This is a genomic window from Streptomyces noursei (genome assembly GCF_001646665.1).
GTDB classification, from domain to species: domain Bacteria; phylum Actinomycetota; class Actinomycetes; order Streptomycetales; family Streptomycetaceae; genus Streptomyces; species Streptomyces lavendulocolor.
The window spans coordinates 63,567-80,269 of record NZ_LWBU01000053.1 but is presented as its reverse complement, the minus strand read 5'-3'; the positions used below and the strand labels follow the sequence as shown (position 1 = coordinate 80,269).

Annotated in this window: 18 protein-coding genes and 7 tRNA genes; 14 read left to right on the top strand and 11 right to left on the bottom strand. The window is 75.0% G+C overall.

The features are described 5' to 3' along the window. Window positions 1-7: 7 nt before the first annotated feature. Window positions 8-1,192, bottom strand: coding sequence for a serine/threonine-protein kinase (locus A4V12_RS05545; protein ID WP_064068080.1), 1,185 nt, complete (start codon window positions 1,190-1,192; stop codon window positions 8-10). 474 nt (window positions 1,193-1,666) lie between these two features. Here A4V12_RS05545 and A4V12_RS05540 point away from each other — a divergent pair, with 474 nt between their 5' ends. From A4V12_RS05540 to A4V12_RS05530, 3 genes are all read left to right on the top strand, one after another. Then, the gene (locus tag A4V12_RS05540) at window positions 1,667-1,873 is read left to right on the top strand and encodes a hypothetical protein (RefSeq protein ID WP_064068079.1); all 207 of its coding nucleotides are present in this window, start codon (window positions 1,667-1,669) and stop codon (window positions 1,871-1,873) included. Window positions 1,874-2,708: 835 nt separating this feature from the next. Continuing rightward, a complete protein-coding gene (locus tag A4V12_RS05535; RefSeq protein WP_079136827.1) occupies window positions 2,709-3,671 on the top strand; it encodes an aminoglycoside phosphotransferase family protein in 963 nt (320 codons plus the stop codon). Window positions 3,672-3,711: 40 nt separating this feature from the next. Then, window positions 3,712-3,990, top strand: coding sequence for a zf-TFIIB domain-containing protein (locus tag A4V12_RS05530; protein ID WP_064068078.1), 279 nt, complete (start codon window positions 3,712-3,714; stop codon window positions 3,988-3,990). 57 nt (window positions 3,991-4,047) lie between these two features. Here the strand turns inward: A4V12_RS05530 and A4V12_RS05525 are convergent. From A4V12_RS05525 to A4V12_RS05505, 5 genes are all read right to left on the bottom strand, one after another. Then, a tRNA-Val gene (locus A4V12_RS05525) sits at window positions 4,048-4,119 on the bottom strand. Window positions 4,120-4,153: 34 nt separating this feature from the next. After that, window positions 4,154-4,225 (bottom strand) — tRNA-Val (locus A4V12_RS05520). A 19-nt stretch (window positions 4,226-4,244) separates the two neighbouring features. Further along, a tRNA-Val gene (locus A4V12_RS05515) sits at window positions 4,245-4,316 on the bottom strand. A 1-nt stretch (window position 4,317) separates the two neighbouring features. Further along, window positions 4,318-4,391: transfer RNA gene (locus tag A4V12_RS05510), tRNA-Cys, on the bottom strand. A 36-nt stretch (window positions 4,392-4,427) separates the two neighbouring features. After that, window positions 4,428-4,500 (bottom strand) — tRNA-Gly (locus A4V12_RS05505). 145 nt (window positions 4,501-4,645) lie between these two features. On the opposite strand from A4V12_RS05505, the gene A4V12_RS05500 reads away from it, so the two are divergent. Genes A4V12_RS05500 through A4V12_RS05490 form a run of 3 tightly spaced genes read left to right on the top strand, consistent with a single transcriptional unit; the run spans window position 4,646 to window position 7,386 of the window. Next, window positions 4,646-5,701 (top strand): chorismate-binding protein, encoded by a 1,056-nt coding sequence (locus tag A4V12_RS05500; RefSeq protein ID WP_064068077.1) that lies wholly within the window; start codon window positions 4,646-4,648, stop codon window positions 5,699-5,701. Then, window positions 5,698-6,510 (top strand): aminotransferase class IV, encoded by an 813-nt coding sequence (locus tag A4V12_RS05495; protein ID WP_064068076.1) that lies wholly within the window; start codon window positions 5,698-5,700, stop codon window positions 6,508-6,510. Before A4V12_RS05500 ends, A4V12_RS05495 begins: the two co-directional genes overlap by 4 nt. Before the next feature lie 33 nt (window positions 6,511-6,543). After that, window positions 6,544-7,386 carry a GNAT family N-acetyltransferase gene (locus A4V12_RS05490; RefSeq protein WP_064068075.1) on the top strand — a complete coding sequence of 281 codons (843 nt, stop codon included), beginning with the start codon at window positions 6,544-6,546 and terminating at the stop codon, window positions 7,384-7,386. 30 nt (window positions 7,387-7,416) lie between these two features. Here the strand turns inward: A4V12_RS05490 and A4V12_RS05485 are convergent, their stop codons facing one another. Further along, window positions 7,417-7,950, bottom strand: a complete 534-nt coding sequence (locus A4V12_RS05485) for a DsbA family protein (protein ID WP_064068074.1) — start codon at window positions 7,948-7,950, stop codon at window positions 7,417-7,419. Window positions 7,951-8,121: 171 nt separating this feature from the next. Between A4V12_RS05485 and A4V12_RS05480 the strand changes: the two genes are divergently transcribed. Further along, entirely contained in the window at window positions 8,122-8,574 is a 453-nt protein-coding gene (locus A4V12_RS05480; protein ID WP_064068073.1) for a hypothetical protein, read from the top strand. A 102-nt stretch (window positions 8,575-8,676) separates the two neighbouring features. Continuing rightward, window positions 8,677-8,850, top strand: a complete 174-nt coding sequence (locus A4V12_RS37935; protein ID WP_199831221.1) for a hypothetical protein — start codon at window positions 8,677-8,679, stop codon at window positions 8,848-8,850. Window positions 8,851-8,876: 26 nt separating this feature from the next. On the opposite strand, the gene A4V12_RS05470 is transcribed toward A4V12_RS37935, so the two are convergent. After that, window positions 8,877-9,437 (bottom strand): CGNR zinc finger domain-containing protein, encoded by a 561-nt coding sequence (locus A4V12_RS05470; protein ID WP_064068071.1) that lies wholly within the window; start codon window positions 9,435-9,437, stop codon window positions 8,877-8,879. A gap of 302 nt (window positions 9,438-9,739) precedes the next feature. Then, window positions 9,740-10,153 carry an SsgA family sporulation/cell division regulator gene (locus A4V12_RS05465; RefSeq protein WP_003959770.1) on the bottom strand — a complete coding sequence of 138 codons (414 nt, stop codon included), beginning with the start codon at window positions 10,151-10,153 and terminating at the stop codon, window positions 9,740-9,742. A 190-nt stretch (window positions 10,154-10,343) separates the two neighbouring features. Here A4V12_RS05465 and A4V12_RS05460 point away from each other — a divergent pair, with 190 nt between their 5' ends. Beyond that, entirely contained in the window at window positions 10,344-10,808 is a 465-nt protein-coding gene (locus A4V12_RS05460) for a TIGR02611 family protein (protein WP_064068070.1), read from the top strand. Window positions 10,809-10,873: 65 nt separating this feature from the next. Then, a tRNA-Val gene (locus A4V12_RS05455) sits at window positions 10,874-10,948 on the top strand. A 54-nt stretch (window positions 10,949-11,002) separates the two neighbouring features. Here A4V12_RS05455 and A4V12_RS38360 read toward each other — a convergent pair. Further along, on the bottom strand, window positions 11,003-13,312 hold the full coding sequence (locus A4V12_RS38360; RefSeq protein WP_064068069.1) for an SCO7613 C-terminal domain-containing membrane protein: 2,310 nt from the start codon (window positions 13,310-13,312) through the stop codon (window positions 11,003-11,005). A 92-nt stretch (window positions 13,313-13,404) separates the two neighbouring features. On the opposite strand from A4V12_RS38360, the gene A4V12_RS05445 reads away from it, so the two are divergent. Continuing rightward, window positions 13,405-13,854: an SRPBCC family protein gene (locus A4V12_RS05445; RefSeq protein ID WP_064068068.1), complete on the top strand. Its 450-nt coding sequence runs from the start codon at window positions 13,405-13,407 to the stop codon at window positions 13,852-13,854. Window positions 13,855-13,893: 39 nt separating this feature from the next. After that, a tRNA-Val gene (locus tag A4V12_RS05440) sits at window positions 13,894-13,965 on the top strand. A gap of 61 nt (window positions 13,966-14,026) precedes the next feature. Here A4V12_RS05440 and A4V12_RS05435 read toward each other — a convergent pair. Next, window positions 14,027-14,752: a 3'-5' exonuclease gene (locus A4V12_RS05435; protein WP_064068067.1), complete on the bottom strand. Its 726-nt coding sequence runs from the start codon at window positions 14,750-14,752 to the stop codon at window positions 14,027-14,029. A gap of 157 nt (window positions 14,753-14,909) precedes the next feature. Between A4V12_RS05435 and A4V12_RS05430 the strand changes: the two genes are divergently transcribed. Both A4V12_RS05430 and A4V12_RS05425 read left to right on the top strand, forming a co-directional pair. Next, window positions 14,910-15,476: a DUF4365 domain-containing protein gene (locus tag A4V12_RS05430; RefSeq protein WP_064068066.1), complete on the top strand. Its 567-nt coding sequence runs from the start codon at window positions 14,910-14,912 to the stop codon at window positions 15,474-15,476. Beyond that, on the top strand, window positions 15,476-16,696 hold the full coding sequence (locus tag A4V12_RS05425; protein ID WP_423563843.1) for a hypothetical protein: 1,221 nt from the start codon (window positions 15,476-15,478) through the stop codon (window positions 16,694-16,696). Before A4V12_RS05430 ends, A4V12_RS05425 begins: the two co-directional genes overlap by 1 nt. Window positions 16,697-16,703 lie beyond the last annotated feature (7 nt).

Below are 16,703 nucleotides of genomic sequence, written 5' to 3'. Positions count from 1 at the left end.
GGCACCGTCAGCCCTGAAGGCCCTGCGCGGCCGCGATGCCCAGCAGCACGATCAGGGTCACCACCACGAACACGAAGATCCGCTGCCGCAGCAGCCGGGGGTTCGCGGGCCTGCGCGAGCCACCCGCTCCGGTGCGGACCCCGGGCCTCGACGCCGTCCGGCCGCCGCCCGTCCGCGACGGCGGGCGTGCCGGGTTGCGCGGTGACGAGACACGCGGCGGCTGCGCGCCCCGCGCGCCGGGCGCGGGCGTCCGCTGGACCCGCCCCTGCGTGCTGCGCTCCGTGTACCGCTCGGTCAGCCGTCCCGTGGGCCGCTCGTCCACGGCCCTCCCGGACGGCCGGGGCGCCGACGCCCGGACGTCGGACAGCCCCTGCGCCTCACGGGCGGCGATCTCCTTCAGCCGCATGGACAGTTGCAGGGTGCTGGGACGTTCCTCCGGGTCCTTGGCCAGACAGGCCCGCACGAGCGGCGCGAGCGCGTCCGGCACACCGTGCAGCTGCGGCTCCTCGTGCACCACCCGGTACAGCATCACCTCGGAACTTCCGTGCCCGAAGGGCGAGTCCGCCATCGCCGCGTACGCCAGGGTCGCCCCCAGCGCGAAGACGTCCGTCGCCGGCGTCACCGCCGCGCCCCGCACCTGCTCCGGCGCGAGGAAGCCCGGCGAGCCCACCGCCGTACCGACGTGCGTGAGCGTCGACGCGCCGGTCGCCCAGGCGATACCGAAGTCGATGATCCGGGGGCCCTTGGGCGACAGGAGGATGTTCGACGGCTTCAGGTCCCGGTGGACCACCCCGGCCTCGTGGACCGCGACCAGCCCCTCGGAGAGCGCCGCACCGATGGCCGCCACGTCCGCCGCCGACAGCGGACCCTCCTCGGCGACCTTGTCGTGCAGGGAAGGACCGGGCACGTACTGCGTCGCGAACCAGGGCCGGTCCGCCTCCAGATCAGCCGCGACCAGCCGGGCCGTGCACCCGCCGCGGATCCGCCGCGCGGCCGACACCTCGCGCGCGAAGCGCGACCTGAACTCCTGGTCCTCGGCGAGATCCGGCCGGATCACCTTCAGCGCCACCCGCTGGCCGCGCCGGTCGGACCCGAGGTACACGACCCCCATGCCGCCCGCGCCGAGCCGCCGGTGGAGCCTGAATGAGCCGACGACACGCGGATCCTCGCGCCGGAGCCGCATCATCGCCATGTCCGTCCCCTACCTACGGTGGGGAGGCCCCACCCTCGCTGCACCGGTGTCCGTTTGACGTGGCACAGCTTACGTACCCGCGCCCCGGCGCGCTCATAGGCCGCGCCCTCGCGGGCCGATCGATTGTCGGTGCCCCCGGGGGCCCCGGAACGGGTCGTCGCCCCAATGACCGCCGCCGTCAAGGGCGTTGACCCCACGGGGTGACGGACCGTACGGAAGGACGGACCGGACGTGAGGGACGTCACCCGGCCCCGGCGGCCCCTCCGGAAGACCCCTGACCTCCGGTGGACCGTCTCCAACCAGGGGAGTACGCCACCGGCCGGCGGCTCATCCTCCGGGAGGCCCGGCAAAGGGTACGCGGGCATGACGTGCCCGGCCCGCCGCTTCCCTAATGTTGAGGTCAAGCGGCGGGTGCAGCACTCGTCCCCCGAGGTCCAGCACCCGCCGCTGTCGGAATCGACGGGAGAAGGAACCATGGCGGACACGGCAACGCGGACGGTGATCCGCACGCAGGGACGCAAGGCGTACGCCTCGTTCGGCGACCGCCCGTCCGGTCGGCGTCACCCCCTGGTGGCGACGGCGATGGTCCTCCCGCTGGCCGCCCTCCTGGTCGTCGCCTTCGGCGGCTGGGACGCGGTGGTCACACAGGCGTCGTCCGTGGGCGTGATGCTGGGGCGCTGAGCGGCGCCCCGGACCCGGGAGAGCGGCCCGGGTCGGGGACATCCGGCCAACAACCCCGTGGGGACGGGGGTGCGGCGGACGGCAGCGGTGGCCGGCAGCTGGGGAGCTGCCGGCCACCGCTTTCTCCGCCCCGGTACGGTGCCTGCCCGGTGGTGGCGATGCCCGGCCCCTCCGAGCCCGGCCCTCGGCTTCCCGGCCGTGGCCACGTATCGGTTGCTGCCGGTGGGTCTGGGGCGGGCCCCTCCGGGCTCACCTCCTCGCGGTTGGCGGGGCGCCCAGCCGGTCCAGTGACCGTCACTCGCCGCCAATCCGCTGCGGGGGCGACCCTGCACGGCCCCTCCTCGCCGAGTCCGGGAACACCCGTCACCCGTCCGGCAACCGCCTACGCGCCGGTACCAGGCCATGCCCTACCGGCCCGCACACGAGCGACGGCCCGAGGCAGAGCCGTGCCCACCGGCCTGCAGACGGCGTACGGCCCGGGGTGGGGCCGTGCAGGGTCGCCCCCGCAGGGGTTGGCGGCAAGGGGCGGGCTCCCTTACATCTGGCCCAGGGCCGCCGGCCCCGAGGAGGTGAGCCCGGAGGGGCCACACCCCACCACCGCCGAACAGGCACCGCTGGCGGACGAACCGCAAGCAGGCCGGTCGCCGGACCCCCAGGAACCAGTCGCAAGGGGGCCGCACCGCACAGGGCGGAACCGCGCGACGGCGCCTCGCCCCGGCCCACCGGCGGCAACGGACACCCGGCCCGGCCCGCAGGGCGCACCGAACCGCACCGCACCGCGCCCCGGTGCGGCAGGCGGTCGTGCGCGGGCGGCGCGGGCCCGTAGGGTCGGGGGGTGCAGCAGCAGAACGACGCCCTCGTGCGGGAGCTCGACGTCGTGGCCCGGCGGGCCGCCCACGCCGGGGCGCCCTGCCGCGCCTGCGGCGGCTCCGGCGCCGTCCTCGCGGACCGTCCCGACGGCACCGTGGTGCGGCACGGCGACGCCGTGGCCAAGGCGCACGCCCCGGACACCGAGGCCGCCGCCCACCGTGCCCGGCTCGCCGCGGCCGCCCACCCGCGCCTGGCGGGCATCGTCCTGCCGCCCCTGCCGGCGACCGTGCAGGAGGCGGCCGGCCGCCCGGTGAGCGCCTGGCCGTACGGCAGCCCCGTCGACCCCGGCGATCCGGAGGCCGCGCCGTGGGAGGAGGCGGCCGTCCTGCTCGCCCGGCTCCACCGCGTACCGCCCGGTGAGCTGCCCGGCCCGCTGCCGGCGATGCGCGGTCCCGCCAAGGCGGCGCGGGCGGTGGCGCGGATGGCGGCGGCCGGGCCGCACCCCGCCGCCGGGCCGGTGCGCGCCGCCTGGCGCGGCCTGCCGGCGTGGGCGAGGGACGAGGCGCCGATGCTCGGCGGGGGCACGGTCTGCCACGGCGACCTGCATCTGGGCCAGCTGGTCCGCCACCCGGCCGTGGGCGGCGCGTGGCTGCTGATCGACGTCGACGACCTCGGTCTGGGGGTCCCGGCCTGGGACCTGGCCCGGCCCGCCGCCTGGTACGCGGCCGGACTGCTGGCGCCCGACGTGTGGGGCCGGTTCCTCGGCGCCTACCGGGAGGCGGGCGGACCGGCCGTACCGGCCGACGGCGACCCGTGGCCCGGGCTCGACGTGCCGGCCCGCGCGCTGACGGTGCAGACGGCGGCTCTCGCGATCGTCAAGAGCGCCGCCGAGCAGCGGGACTTGGACGACGTCGAGCTGAGCGTCGTCGACGCCTGTGCCCGAATTGCGACACTCCCGGCTGAGTTGGACGCCCTTGGTCCGTCGTAGGGTGAGGACACCATTCGTACGGCGAGGAGTTGAGCCGAGCATGCAGTGTCCCAAGTGCCACGCGCCCATGCACACCTACAACCGCAACGGCGTCCAGATCGAGCAGTGCAGCGGCTGCCGGGGGATCTTCCTCGACTACGGCGAGCTGGAGGCCCTGACCCGCCTGGAGGCGCAGTGGGTCCAGCAGGCCCCGCCCGCGCCGCCGGCCCCGCAGGCCTACCCGGCCGCTCCGGCCCCGCACGCGCCCGCCTGGGGCGCACCGCACCACGGGCACCACGGTCACCACCGGGGATTCGGTCGGATGCTGTTCTCCTCCTGAGCGGAGGGACGACGACGGAGCCCCGGCCGCGAGACGCGGCCGGGGCTCCGGACCATGTGGACGATACTGGGATTGAACCAGTGACCTCTTCCGTGTCAGGGAAGCGCTCTCCCGCTGAGCTAATCGTCCTCGGGACCACGATCCGTGGATCATGGGCACTGCGTGCGCGATACTGGGATTGAACCAGTGACCTCTTCCGTGTCAGGGAAGCGCTCTCCCGCTGAGCTAATCGCGCGGGGGATCCGAAGATCCAGTGGACGATACTGGGATTGAACCAGTGACCTCTTCCGTGTCAGGGAAGCGCTCTCCCGCTGAGCTAATCGTCCTTGGAGGTGGAGACGGGATTTGAACCCGTGTAGACGGCTTTGCAGGCCGTTGCCTCGCCTCTCGGCCACTCCACCAGGAGTGCAGGGGTTCGGGAAGGATCCCCCACTTCGAGCGGACGACGAGATTCGAACTCGCGACCCTCACCTTGGCAAGGTGATGCTCTACCAACTGAGCCACGTCCGCTTGTCGGTTCCGGCCCGCTTGCGCGTCCCGGCGACGTGTTGAACTCTAGCGGATTCCCGGGCCAGCACAAAAACGCGTTTGCCCAGCGTGCTGCGCCGACCCCGGTCCGCGCCGTCCCGCCCGCCACCGCCATAGACTCGCATCCGTGCACGACCTCGCTCCTCTGGCCCGCTTCGGCGGCCTCGTCGCAACCGACCTGCGGGATGTCACCCGTGACCCCGAGGCCCTCGATTCGTCCGGCTTCTGGGCCGTCTCGGCGGACTTCGAGGGCCGCCTGACCTGCGCCCGCTTCGGCGACGTACGTCCCGCCCCGGTACCGGCCCCGGTGCCGGGGGCCTGGCGCGGGCCCGCCGCCGGTGACTGGAAGTCCTCGCTCGACCGCGCCGCGTACATAGCGGGTGTACGGCGGATCCGGGAGCACATCGCGGCCGGCGAGGTCTACCAGGCGAACCTGTGCCGGGTGCTGTCCGCACCCCTGACGGACCCGGACGCCGACGTGGACGCGCTGACGGCGCTCCTCGCGCGCGGCAACCCCGCCCCCTATGCCGGAACGATTCGCCTGCCGGCCCACGGGGTGGAGATCGCCACCGCGTCGCCCGAGCTGTACCTGCGGCGCGACGGCGCCACCGTCGAGTCCGGCCCCATCAAGGGCACCGGAAGGACGGCCCAGGACCTCCTGGACAAGGACCGCGCCGAGAACGTCATGATCGTGGACCTCGTCCGCAACGACCTGGGCCGGGTCTGCGCCACCGGCTCCGTCACCGTCCCCGAGCTCTGCGCCGTCGAGCCGCACCCCGGCCTGGTGCACCTCGTCTCCACCGTGCGGGGCGAGCTGACGCCCGGGGCGGGCTGGCGCGACCTCCTGGACGCCACCTTCCCGCCCGGCTCGGTGACCGGGGCGCCGAAGTCCAGCGCCCTGCGGATCATCGAGGCGCTGGAGAACGCCCCCCGGGGGCCCTACTGCGGAGGCATCGGGTGGGTCGACGCCGACCGCCGCACCGGCGAGCTGGCCGTCGGCATACGCACCTTCTGGATCGACCGCCGCGAGGGCGGAGCGGTGCTGCGCTTCGGCACCGGCGCGGGCATCACCTGGGGCTCCGACCCCGAGCGCGAGTGGGACGAGACGGAACTGAAGGCCTCCCGGCTGCTCGCGGTAGCGTCGGGAACGTACGAGGCGAGCGGAAGGACCATCGGGAAATGAAGCTGTGGGTCAACGGCGGGCTGCACGACGCGGACGCCGCCAGGGTCTCCGTACTGGATCACGGCCTGACCGTGGGCGACGGCGTCTTCGAGACGCTCAAGGCCGTGGACGGCCGGCCCTTCGCGATGGAGCCCCACCTCGACCGGCTCACCCGCTCCGCGCGCGGCCTCGGGCTGCCCGACCCGGACCTCGACGAGGTGCGCCGCGCCTGCGCCGCCGTGCTGGAGGCCAACCCCATGCCGCTGGGCCGGCTGCGCATCACCTACACCGGAGGGCTCTCCCCGCTCGGCTCCGACCGCGGGGACGCCGGCCCGACCCTGGTCGTCGCCCTCGGCGAGACCAGCCACCGCCCCGACACCACCGCGGTGATCACCGTGCCCTGGACCCGCAACGAGCGCAGCGCCCTGGCCGGGCTCAAGACCACCTCGTACGCCGAGAACGTCGTCGCCCTCGCCCGGGCGCACGAGCGGGGCGGGAGCGAGGCGCTGTTCGCCAACACGGTCGGGCAGCTCTGCGAGGGCACCGGCTCCAACGTCTTCGTCGTCCTGGACGGACAGCTGCACACCCCGCCGCTCGCCTCCGGCTGCCTGGCGGGCATCACCCGCGCCCTGACCGTCGAGTGGACCGGCGCCCTGGAGACCGAGCTGCCGATGGACGTCCTGGAGCGCGCCGACGAGGTCTTCCTGACGTCCACCCTGCGCGACGTCCAGGCCGTCCACCGCGTCGACGGGCGCGAGCTGCCCGGTGCGCCGGGACCGGTCACCGCCAAGGCCATGCGCATCTTCGCGGAGCGTGCCGCGCAGATGTGAGCCGGTGGTCGCGGGGTGGGTAGAAGACTGGCGATGACCACCACCCTGCGGCCGGCCGGGCCGCTGCAGCAGACTCCCGACGGCGCCCGCTCGCGCACCTACGACGTGTGCGTCAACAGCCGCCGCGTGGGCACCGTCGAGCTCGGCACCCTCGCGGAGGCCGGACGGCGGGCCGCCGGGACGATCCGTTCCCTGGCCGTCGACGAACCGGACCGGCGGCGCGGGCGGGGCACGGTGGCCGTGCTCGCCGCCGAGGAGGTGCTGCGCGGCTGGGGCTGCGACCAGGTCACCGCCTCCGTACCGGCCGACGCGGCGGTCGCACTGCGCATGGCGACCGCTCTCGGGTACACCGAACGCAGCCGCACGATGGCCAAGGACCTCGCCGGTCCGCCGCCCGGACCGCCCGGGCGGCTCGACGTCCGGCCCATGACGGAGGCGGAGTTCGGGCCGTGGGCGGCCCGCTCGGCGGAGAGGTTCGCGGCCGGCTGGGCGGCGCACGGGGTGCCGGAGGACCGTGCCCGGGCCAAGGCGGAGGCGAGCCGGCGCCGGTACCTGCCGGACGGGCTCGCCACCGACGGCGCGTCGCTCCATGTGGCGGTCCGCGACGGCGTCCCCGTGGGGCACCTGTGGACCGGGCGCGCCGATCCCCCCTCGGGGGAGGAGGGCGCGTTCGTGTACGACATCGAGGTCGCGGACGCCCTGCGCGGTCAGGGCCACGGGCGCGAGCTGATGCTGTTCGCCGAGCGGGTCGCCCTCGACGCGGGGGAGCACCGCATCGGCCTGCACGTCTTCGCGGACAACACCCCGGCCCTGCGGCTCTACGAGTCGCTCGGCTACCGGGCGACCCGCGTCCACTGCTTCAAGCCGCTGCTCTAGGGTGCCTCGGCCCGGGGAGCGCCGCGTCGATCAGGCGGCGCCGCCCGGCTCGGCCAGCAGCCGGTCGGCGATCTCCTCGATGCGCTCACGCAGCCCGTCCTGGCTCTTGCCGCCGTCCAGCCGCTCACCGCCGATCACGTACGTGGGGGTGCCGGTGACGCCGATCGCCTTGCCCTCCGCCTGGTCGGCGTCGACGATCAGCAGGTGCCGGCCGTCGATGAGCGCCGTGTCGAACTCCTCGGCGTCGAGGCCCAGTTCGCGAGCCGTGTCGATGAGGACGCGTTCGCCCTTCGCCGCCAGCTCCGCGGTCCTGGCCAGTACGGCCTCGGCGTAGGGCCAGCCCTTGCCCTGCTCGACCGCCTCCTCGGCGGCCTGCGCGGCGGCGTAGGCGTGCTTGTGCTTCTCCAGCGGGAAGTGGCGCAGCCGTACCTCCAGGCGGTCCCCGTACCGGGCGCGCAGTGCGCGCAGGTCGTCCAGGGCGGCGTGGCAGTCGGGGCACTGGAGCTCGCACCAGACGTCGAGGACGACGGGCGGTGCGGTGCGGTCGGTGGTGGAGTCGTTCATGGGGGCAGTCTCCCAGCCGGGCGGGCGACGCCCCAACCGGGACTTCGGGAGGAGGGCGTCCCGGAGATGTCCCGGAGATCTCCGCGGGGCGGGTGGACACCATGGCCCCGGTGGGGCCTCGCGGTGCAGGATGGAAGGGACGTATCGCCCCGCGCCCGCCAGGAGGACCGGATGCTTGCCGAGACGATTTGCTCCGCCTTGTCGGCGGCCGGGCTGGGCATCGCGGCGATCACCGCGTACCGCCGGAAGTTCCTCGCCGCCGTCCGGATCACCGCGTACGCGCTGGTGCCGGCGGGTCTGGTGATGACCGGAGCCGTGGAGTGGCTGGCCAGGACCGCCTTCAGCCCGGTGGCATGGGCGGGGTTCGGTGTCCTCGGGCTGTCCTGGCTGCTGTTCGTGACGACCCGGGCGGTCGAGCGGCGCCGGAGCGGCACCGGGCGCACGGATCGCGGGGAGCGTGCGGGGCGCGAGGAGCGCAGGGTGCGCAAGGGGCGTCAGGAGGGGCGTGCGGCGGTCGCGCCGGCGGCGTCCGCTCCCTCGCCGGGGGCCGGCGGCCGCGGCACGGCGAAGCCCGCCGACGACTTCAGCGACATCGAGGCGATCCTGAAGAAGCACGGGATCTGATCACCGGACGCCCCCGGAGCCACGGGATGGGGTGAACTGCCCCGCCGATCCTCGGCGTTCACCGTTCACGGGACGCCGCGTTGCGCCATGATCGGCACCGAGATGCTCGAAACCTCGCGGGAGTCGTCCCCCGCCCCCACCGATGCCGACCGTACAGCCGCAGAGGAGCGACGCGGATGCCTCTTCGCGCTCTCCCAACCACCCTTGATGATCTTCCTCGCGGTCATCGGCTGCCTGCTGCTGATGGCCGCCGTGCACGACCTCTTCGTGCTGTGAGCGCGGACCGTCCCGCCCCGGCCCGCTCAGCCGGCCGCCGCCTCCTTGCGGCGGGCCCGGTACGCCGCCACATGGAGCCGGTTGCCGCAGGTGCGGCTGTCGCAGTAGCGGCGCGAGCGGTTGCGTGAGAGGTCGACGAAGGCGCGTCCGCAGTCCGGCGCCTCGCAGCGGCGCAGGCGGTCCTGCTCCCCGGCGACCACGATGAACGCCAGCGCCATCCCGCAGTCGGCCGCCAGGTGGTCGGCGACGGACGCGCCCGGCGCGAAGTAGTGCACGTGCCAGTCGTAGCCGTCGTGGTCGGTGAGCTGGGGCGTGGTGCCCGCCGAGGCCACCAGCTCGTTGATCAGTTCGGCCGCGGCCCGCGCGTCGGTCGCCGCGAAGACGTCGGCGAATCGATTGCGCACGTCGCGCACGGCCCGCAGGTCCGGTTCGCCGAGCTCGCCGACACCGCTGACGTCGTGGCTCCGTACGAACGCGTACAGCGCCGCGACGTCCCCGAGTCCGTCGCCCCGCCCGCCGTCGGGCGCGGTGTTCACCAGATCGACGACCGTGTCGAGCGCGATCCGGGTGTCGTGGGGGATCAGCACGATTCCCTCCCTGAGCCTGCCGCGGGCGGGCGCCCGCCGGATGGCGCCGACTCTAGCGGCTCATCCGCGCGGCCCCCGAGCGGTGCCCGGTGCCCGCGGGGCCCGGGGACGGCCCCGGCCCGGCGCGGGGAGGGCCCCGGAAGGGCGCCGGGCGGCCCGCGAACACGCCGGCGCCGTCACCGCGGTGGTTTCCGCGGTGACGGCGCCGGCGTCGCCGTGTCCGGCCGCTCACGGCCGTACGAGCTCTCCGCGCGGCGCCGTCGCCCCGAGTCGGACGGCGCCGTGCGGCTGGCGGCCTGGCCTCAGCTTTCGGCCAGGATGTGCGAGAGCTCCGTGTCGAGGTCGAAGTGACGGTGTTCGGTGCCGGGCGGCACCGCGGCGTCGGTCCGCTTCAGGAACGACTCCAGTGCGCGCGCCGGGGCCTCCAGCAGGGCTTCGCCCTCCGGGGAACTCAGCGCGATGCAGACGACGCCCTGACCGTGGCTGCGGGACGGCCAGACTCTGACGTCGCCGGTGCCTGTGGGGCGGTGGAGCCCTTCGGCGAGAAGGTCGCGGGCAAAAACCCACTCGACCGTCTCCTCGGCTCCGGTGTGGAAGGTGGCGTGCACGGCGTAGGGATCGGCCGTGTCATACCGCAGGCCCGCCGGTACAGGCAGTGAGGACTCGCTCGACACAACGAGGCGCAGGTGCAGCTCGCAGCTGACCGTGGTGTTCATAAGCGCCAGGGCCTTTCGCTCAGTGTGCGCTCGGGGATTCGCACGTCGGCGAAATCGACATGCCACCTACGGTGCCGTTGTAAACCCCTCTGTCTGTTTTGTGGCCCTTGAGGTACCTCGTATGGCGGTGTGCAAGCGGCTGTTATGCGTCCATTCCGGTGCCTCGCGAGCGTCGGGTAGGTTGGGCATCATGAACGCGGAGAGTGACGAGCGGGGCAAGGTCGCCCGACCGGTGACCACAGCGCCCGCAACGGGGGACGTGACGGAAGAGGTGACCGCCGAACCGGCACTCGGCTCGCGGGCGCCCGACTTCATCAAGGCGCGCAGGACGCTCCACGTCAGCTGGCAGGTCGGCGTCTTCGTCGTCGGCCTCGCGGTCGTGGCGGCCGGCGCCGCGATGCTGGTGCTGCCGGGGCCCGGCTGGGTCGTGATCTTCGGTGGCATGGCGATCTGGGCGACCGAGTTCGTCTGGGCGCAGCTGGTGCTGCGCTGGACGAAGCGGAAGGTGACCGAGGCGGCGCAGCGGGCACTCGACCCGAAGGTCCGGCGGCGCAACATCATCCTGACCACGGTCGGTCTGGTGATCATGGCGGCGCTGGTCGGCGTGTACCTGTGGAAGTACGGGTTGGTCATGCCGTGGAACGTCGGCAAGTGACCGGCTGAACCGGCCCCACGTGGTCGGGAGCACCGCTGACATGCGGTAATGTTTGCGGTGCGCCCGGGCGATTAGCTCAGTGGGAGAGCGCTTCGTTCACACCGAAGAGGTCACTGGTTCGAACCCAGTATCGCCCACCACCCGGACCGAAGGCCCCGGAGACATCGTCTCCGGGGCCTTCGGCGTATCCGGGGTCAGCCCATCCGGCCCAGGGTGTCGCGCAGCCGCCGGGCGTCCCGCAGCCGCTGCTCGTACGTCGCGCCGACCACGAGCAGCAGCAGCCCGGCCATCGCGGGCGGCAGCCAGCGGGGCAGCGCGCCGACCGCCTGGACGACGTGCGGAGCCAGCTCGTGCAGCCCGTCCAGGGCCAGCACCGCCCCGCCCAGCAGCAGCGGTGCCTGGAGCCGCAGCCGAGCGCCGAGGAGCGTGACGGCGAGCGCCACGAGGCCGAGCAGCAGCGGACGCGGCCAGCCCGGGTCGCCCCACGCGGCGAACAGGCTCGGCACGAGGGCCGTGCCCAGACCCGGTCCGTACGCCACCCAGGACGACGCCTCCGGGTCGTGGCGCCGGCGCAGCACGCCCACCGCGAGCGCGGGCACCGCCACCGGCAGCGCGTACGCCTCCGGGGACGACACCCCCGAGGCGGCCAGCCGCACCCAGGTCGCCGCCACGAACAGCGCGGTGGCCGTGTACCCGGCCGCCGGGCGCCGCTCCGGGCGTACCGCCGTGGCCGCCGCGACGACCCCGGCGAGGGCCAGCACGAGCGCCAGGGCGGCGGGGCGGGCGGAGGCGAGGGCGGCCGCCAGGGCGCCGGCCGCGGCGCCGGCCAGCTCCACCGGCACGGCGACCGGGTGGCGCCGCAGCGCCGCGCCGACCGCCGACGTGGCCACCGGGACGGCCAGCAGCGCCACCCCCGCCAAATGGACCGGCAGCCCGGCCGCGGCCGACGCGGCGCCCGTGAAGCCGGTCGCCGCCACCACGGCGGCGCACGCCGCGACCGTCCGGTGCCTGCCCCGTGCGGCGACCGCCCCGCCCGCGAGGAGGACCGTGAGCGCGCCGAGGACCGCGACCTCCGCCGCATCGGAGCCCCGCGCCCCGGCGGCCGCCACCAGCGCGCCCAGCAGCGCCCCGCCGAGCGCGGTGTCCCCGAGCGAACCGTCGGCGTCCCGCGCCCCGTCCCGCCCGGCGGCCGGCCGGGACAGGCGTACCGCCAGGACCAGGAACCCGGCCGTCACCACGAGCCGCGCCACCGACGCCGCCGCGTCCGGCAGGGCCAGCGCCCCGGGCAGGGCCGCGGCGGACACCCACGCCAGGGCGAGCGCCCCGCAGCGCGCCGGCCGGGACGGGAGGGACGCGAGCACTCCGGCGACCGTCACCGTCACCGCCACCACCGCCCACGGCACACCCGGCCGGACGCCCACCAGGGCGACCGCCACCTGCGGCAGCGCCCACGCCACCGCCAGCGCCTGCGCGGCCACCGACGCACCCGCCAGGCCGCGCCGCACGCCGCGCGGCACCCCGCCGCGCACCGCGACCGCCCCCACCGCCACCGCGGCGGCCAGGTACCCCGGCACCACCCACTGCACCGGCACCGCCTCCCGCACCAGGCCGCCGCCCCCGGCCACCGCCACCGCGCCGGCCACGACCGCCCACGCCACGGACCAGGACTCCGCCCCGGCCGCCGTGCGCCACGCCCCGTACCCCGCGAGCGCGGCGGCCGCCAGCAGCGGGGCCGCCGGCCCGGCGCCCCCGTCCACCACCGAGAACCAGCCGGCGATCAGCACCGCCCAGCCCCCCGTCACGCAGGCCGCCGCGCAGGCCACCGGCCGGACCCCGGTACCCGGCCGCGGCGCGACGGCGACCGCCACGTCCAGACCTGCCGTGACCAGCAGCGCCCAGCACACCGGCAGCGCACCGGCGTCGGACGCCAGCGCCCAGAGCGGCAACGGCAGCTGGCCCGCGACCACCGCCGCCGGCAGCGGCACCCGCAGCCCGCGGGCTGCCGCGCCGTACGCCGCCCACAGCGCCGCCAGCACCGCGGACGCGACCGCCGCGTACCCCACCGCGTCCGCGCCCGGCACGCCCACCCGGTGCACCGCGTACGCGTCCAGCACCGTGAGCAGGAGACCCAGCGACGCCACCGCCCGCGCCGTCGACGCCAGCCGGCGCCGCAGCAGCACGAGCGGCGCGGCCAGGGCACCGGCCGTCACCGTGGCGAGCACCGCCGCCCGCCCGCCGATGCCCAGACTGCCCCAGCTGACCAGGGTGAAGGCGATCGCGGCGACCGCCAACAGCACACCGCCCAGCGCCAGCAGCACGTTCTGCGCGCTGCGCGGCGCGGTCCCGGCGCCGGGGCGCGACGGCGGCACCGCCGCGGCCGGCGCGTACAGCACGCTCAGCAGCCACGCCCTGCGGGCCAGCAACTGCGAACGCCGGGCGTCGAGTTGCGCCAGCTCACGATCCAGGAGCATCAGCTCTTCCGCCGGTGGCGGCACGTTGTCCATGAGCGGAGTGTGGCCCCGCCCCCAGGGCGCGGCATGAGCGTCCCTACTCAGATGCCGCGTAGGTACGGCTCCCGGCGAGCACACTGACGACCATGAACTGGTGCCACTACCGCTTCCGCAGCGTCTGGGAGCTGCCGGCCCCGCCGGACACCGTCTTCACCGTCCTGGCCCGGCCCGAGGAGTACCCCCGCTGGTGGCCGCAGGTGCGCGAGGCCGCCCGGCGCGACGAGCGCTCGGGCACCGCCCGCATCCGGTCCGTCCTCCCGTACGACATCGTCGTCACCCTCACCGAGCGGCGCCGGGACCCGGTGGCCCGCGTCCTGGAGACCGCGCTCGCCGGCGACATCGAGGGGTGGGCGCGCTGGACCCTCACCTCGCCGGGGGCCGGCCGCACACGTGCGCTCTACGAGCAGGAGGTGGACGTCCGCAGGCCCCTGATGCGCCGCCTCGCGGTGCCCGCCCGGCCGCTCTTCCGCGGCAACCACGCCCTGATGATGCGGGCGGGGCGCCGGGGGCTGGCGGCGCACCTGCATTCGGTTTGAAGGGAACGGGCCCGGACCTGTATGGTTCAGTGCGTTCCCGGGCGATTAGCTCAGTGGGAGAGCGCTTCGTTCACACCGAAGAGGTCACTGGTTCGAACCCAGTATCGCCCACCGGGGAAGGCCGGTCCGTCGATGACGGACCGGCCTTCACACATGTGGGACCCGGTCCGCGTCACGCGGCGGCGGGCATCTCCGGGCGCAGCGGCCACGCCGGATTCACCGCCTCCTCCGACCCGTTGCGCGCGAACCACGCCTGGAGCCCGCGTGCCTGCGCCGCGTGCCACACGGCCTGGAGCGAGTGCAGCTCCGCCGGCGAGAGCCGTTCCACGCGGGACGCGAACCGGCGCCCCACCGCCCGGACGACCTCCAGCGCCGCCGTCGCGTCCGCCGCCGCGTCATGCGCCCCGTCGAGGTCCACCCCGTACTGCGCGCACAGATCGGTCAGCGTCCGGCGGCCCTTGCGGTACCGGTCCAGGTGCTTGTCCAGCACCCGCGGATCCAGTACGCACAACGGGGCGTTCTGCAGATAACGGGAGAGCGACGAGGCCCGGTGGCGGCGCAGCTCCCGGTCGAGCAGCGTCAGGTCGAACGGCGCGTTCATCACCACCAGCGGCCGGCCCGCGGAGCAGTGCTCGGCGAGCTGCCGGGCTATCTCCTCCATCACGGGCGAGGGCCATCGCCCGTTGCGCCTCAGGTGATCGTCCGTCAGACCGTGCACCTCGGTCGCGGCGGGCGGCACCGGTATGCCCGGATTCACCAGCCACCGGGTGGCCCGGACCCGCCCGCCCGCGGCGTCCTGCACGACGACGGCGGCGGACACGATCCGGTCCTCCTCGACGTCAACTCCCGTGGTTTCCGTGTCGAATGCGGCCAGGGGCCCCTCGTACCAGAGCGTCATACCCCGAACTCCTCGCGCGTGCTCGGCAGATGGCGTGATCCCCCTGCCCGAAACGGTGATACCCGCGCCGTTTGCACCGTACGCAACGTGGTGACAACACAGGTGAGGGGCCGTCGAACTGACACCCCGTCGTCGGCCCGGGAAGGCATGAGGAGCCATGGCGCTCGCGCAGCCCGAACCCGGTGGGCTGCTGCCCCAGCAGGTCGCACCGCTGCGGGGCGCACTCGCCACCACCGCCTGCATGGAGACCCTCCAGGTGGGCTACCTCCACGCGGTCGCGGCGGCCGCCGGGTGCTCGCTCTCCCAGCCCTTTCCGGACAACGGCATCGACTGGCACGTCAGCCACAGCGCCCCCGGGCACACCGTGGACGACGAGGTCACCATCAAGGTGCAGCTCAAGTGCACGTACCAGATCCCGCCCCGGCCGGCGGGGCCCACCTTCTCCTTCACCCTCGACAACGACCACCTGGTGAAGCTGGCCCGCACACCCGTCTCGGTGCACAAGATCCTCGTCGTGATGATCGTCCCCAGGACGCGGGAGGACTGGCTGCGGGCCGGCCACGACCGTCTCGACCTGCGGCACTGCTGCTACTGGACCAACCTCGCGGGCCACCCGGTCACCGGCCGGCGCCGCACCACCGTGCGCATACCAACGAATCGGATATTCGACGACCGGGCGCTCTGCGAGATCATGACCCGGGTCGGGGCGGGAGGAAGACCCTGATGCACCGGCCGACCGGCGAGCCCATGCGGCCGCACCCCACGCCCACGCCCGGCCCGTTGGCCCACGACGGCCCCCCGGACCCCGCCCAGGTCGACCCCCGGGTCCTCGGCGCGCTGCTCGACCGGCACGGATGGCGCCGCCGCGGTGGAGCCCCCGGACGGTACAGCCGCTGGACCCCGCCCGACCCCGGCACCGGTGCCACCAGCCTGCTGGTCCCCGAGAGCCGGGCCTTCCCCGACTGCGAGGACCTCATGGGCGAGGCCCTCACCGCCCTCTCCCGCTGCGCCGCGCCCTCCGCGCGCGAGGTCCTCGTGGGCCTGACCGTGCCGAGCGACGAGGTCCGCTGGTGGCGGGACGTCCCCCAGGGGCCCTCCGGCACCGCCGCCTGGACCGTGCAGGAGCAGCTGCGCTCCGCCGCCCGGCAGGTCCTCCTGGCCGGCGCCCTCGCGGCGCGCGGCCGCACCGGCTACCACGGCGCCCGGCACCGGCGGCAGGCCCAGGCCTCGCTGGAGGGCGTCCTGGTCGGGAACGCGCAGGGCGGACGCGGCCTCACCGCGTTCGTGCCGGTCGACCCCGGCCGGGTGGTCACCGCCCGGCTCCACCACGCGCTGCACGCCGCCCGCGAGGCCGTCGACTACCAGCGGGCCACCGGCAGGCCGGAGGCGTTCGGCTCCGCCGTCGAGGCGGGCGTCAGCCGGGAGCTGACCGAGGCGCTCGTCTCCCTGGTGCGCGGTACGGAAGGGGCCCGCATCGCCCTGGCGTGGGCGCCCGCCGCGGGCGTGCCGGAGGGGTGCGCGGCCCGGCCCGAGCCGGTCGAGTTCTCGCCGGGCGACCTGCCCGCGCTGCGGGAGGCGGGCGCCCGCTACCTCCAGGACGAGCCGTCGGTGCCGGTGCGCATCACCGGGACGGTGGTGCGGATGCGCCGGTCGGGGCCGCGGGGCGCGGGCACGGTGCGGCTGCGGGTGCTGGCCGGGGCGGAGGTGCCCTACGTACGGGTGGCGCTGGACGAGGAGTCGTACCGCACCGCCGGGCACGCGCACCTGGTGGGGCTGCCCGTCCGGGTGGCCGGCCGGCTGGAGAGCCGGGGCGGCTTCCGACGGCTGACCGACGCCTCCGGGGTCGTACCGGTGCAGGTCGACGAGGCGGAACGGGACCGGCTGATGAAGTCCCTCCACGAGAACCTGGGCTTCTTCGGGGAGGCGTGCGGGCCGGGGGACTGAGACCGGG

Bases quoted from the DNA above. Each gene is read 5' to 3' on its own strand.
- A4V12_RS05435 (WP_064068067.1), bottom strand. From the start codon at position 14,752: ATGACGCTCTGGTACGAGGGGCCCCTGGCCGCATTCGACACGGAAACC.
- A4V12_RS05480 (WP_064068073.1), top strand. From the start codon at position 8,122: ATGCTTGCCGAGACGATTTGCTCCGCCTTGTCGGCGGCCGGGCTGGGC.
- A4V12_RS05445 (WP_064068068.1), top strand. From the start codon at position 13,405: ATGAACTGGTGCCACTACCGCTTCCGCAGCGTCTGGGAGCTGCCGGCC.
- A4V12_RS05465 (WP_003959770.1), bottom strand. From the start codon at position 10,153: ATGAACACCACGGTCAGCTGCGAGCTGCACCTGCGCCTCGTTGTGTCG.
- A4V12_RS05530 (WP_064068078.1), top strand. From the start codon at position 3,712: ATGCAGTGTCCCAAGTGCCACGCGCCCATGCACACCTACAACCGCAAC.
- A4V12_RS05540 (WP_064068079.1), top strand. From the start codon at position 1,667: ATGGCGGACACGGCAACGCGGACGGTGATCCGCACGCAGGGACGCAAG.
- A4V12_RS05545 (WP_064068080.1), bottom strand. From the start codon at position 1,192: ATGGCGATGATGCGGCTCCGGCGCGAGGATCCGCGTGTCGTCGGCTCA.
- A4V12_RS37935 (WP_199831221.1), top strand. From the start codon at position 8,677: ATGCTCGAAACCTCGCGGGAGTCGTCCCCCGCCCCCACCGATGCCGAC.
- A4V12_RS05430 (WP_064068066.1), top strand. From the start codon at position 14,910: ATGGCGCTCGCGCAGCCCGAACCCGGTGGGCTGCTGCCCCAGCAGGTC.
- A4V12_RS05490 (WP_064068075.1), top strand. From the start codon at position 6,544: ATGACCACCACCCTGCGGCCGGCCGGGCCGCTGCAGCAGACTCCCGAC.
- A4V12_RS05425 (WP_423563843.1), top strand. From the start codon at position 15,476: ATGCACCGGCCGACCGGCGAGCCCATGCGGCCGCACCCCACGCCCACG.
- A4V12_RS05485 (WP_064068074.1), bottom strand. From the start codon at position 7,950: ATGAACGACTCCACCACCGACCGCACCGCACCGCCCGTCGTCCTCGAC.
- A4V12_RS38360 (WP_064068069.1), bottom strand. From the start codon at position 13,312: ATGGACAACGTGCCGCCACCGGCGGAAGAGCTGATGCTCCTGGATCGT.
- A4V12_RS05495 (WP_064068076.1), top strand. From the start codon at position 5,698: ATGAAGCTGTGGGTCAACGGCGGGCTGCACGACGCGGACGCCGCCAGG.
- A4V12_RS05460 (WP_064068070.1), top strand. From the start codon at position 10,344: ATGAACGCGGAGAGTGACGAGCGGGGCAAGGTCGCCCGACCGGTGACC.